1 protein-coding gene is annotated in these 1,255 nt (G+C 40.2%); it reads left to right on the forward strand.

The genetic code is table 11. The features are described 5' to 3' along the window. Positions 1–273 precede the first annotated feature (273 nt). The gene (locus AB4653_RS27985) at positions 274–1,242 is read left to right on the forward strand and encodes a porin (RefSeq protein WP_009846332.1); all 969 of its coding nucleotides are present in this window, start codon (positions 274–276) and stop codon (positions 1,240–1,242) included. The last annotated feature ends 13 nt before the right edge of the window (positions 1,243–1,255 follow it).

Consider the following 1,255-nt stretch of genomic DNA (forward strand, 5'->3'; position numbering starts at 1 on the left):
GTTCTTTATTTGGGCTATTATATTTCCCTTTAAATTTAAGGGTAAGTTGCTCGTAAAATGATGAAAAAAAATGTAAACCTATGATTTTTATGTATTTTTGTTTTTTTTAGGTTTGTTTTTAGTTTATTTGACACGCAGGATAATCTTTTGCAATCTAGACCACGAAATTTAGTGGCGGTGATTAACTACCAAAGAGTAGTAATGACCAGTCATAAAAAATAAAAGGGAACCGGGCAAGGATCTCCCATTCTTAGAAAAGGCAGTGGATTTATTATGAAAAAGACTCTATTAGCTCTAGCAGTTATGACAGCAGCTGGTTCTGCAAACGCAGCAATCGAAATTTACAACCAAGACGGCGTTTCTGTTGACCTTAAAGGCGACATCGAAGTTGTATACAGCAACGAGTACAAAAAAGGTTCTTCAATGGAACAAAAAATCGAAGATGCTGACTTCGGTTTTGATATCAAGTACATGGTAAACGAAGAGTGGAAAGTAGGCGCTTACTGGGAATTCAACGGTTCTGAGAACGCAAATGCTGAAAAAACTCGTAACGGTGATACATACGTAGCAGCATACAACGATACTCTAGGTTCAATTAAGTTTGGTCGCCTATGTACTGCTGTTGATGATCTAGGCATTGGTAAAGATGAAGCTTACGGCATCTCTACACTTCTAGATAATGCAACTAACGAGTGTGCTGACGAAGCTGTTCGTTACGACTACGACAATGGTGCTCTTTACGCAACTCTAGGTTACGTACAAGACAAAGTAAGTGGCGCAAACAACAAAGAAGAGAAAGGTAAAGATACTGAGTACTTCGACGCTCGTATGGGTTACCGTTTTGCTGATTTTGATATTTCTGCTTTCGTTGCTGATTTCGACACAAACGTGGCAAAAGGCGATCACCAAGGTTACGGTGCTGAGCTAGTATTCTCTGGTATCGAGAACGTTTACCTATCTACAGCATACTACGGTGTAAACTCTGATACAGCGAACGATGACAACGCAACAATCGCATTTGCTGCGGGTTACACTATGGGTCTTTGGGGCTTCAACACTGGTTACTCAATCGGTGACCACGATGTAGCTCTTAAAGACGAAGATCGTTGGTTCGTTAACTCTACTTACGCAATCGCACCTAACACTAAAGTGTACGCGGAAGTTGGTGGTATCGATTCAGATGATAAAGCTACATACAAAGCTGATAACGGTCTAGCAATTGGTGTTGAAGCATCATTCTAATGATCTCGTAATC

The organism is Vibrio sp. 10N.222.48.A3, from assembly GCF_041475345.1.
Lineage (GTDB): Bacteria > Pseudomonadota > Gammaproteobacteria > Enterobacterales > Vibrionaceae > Vibrio > Vibrio tasmaniensis_A.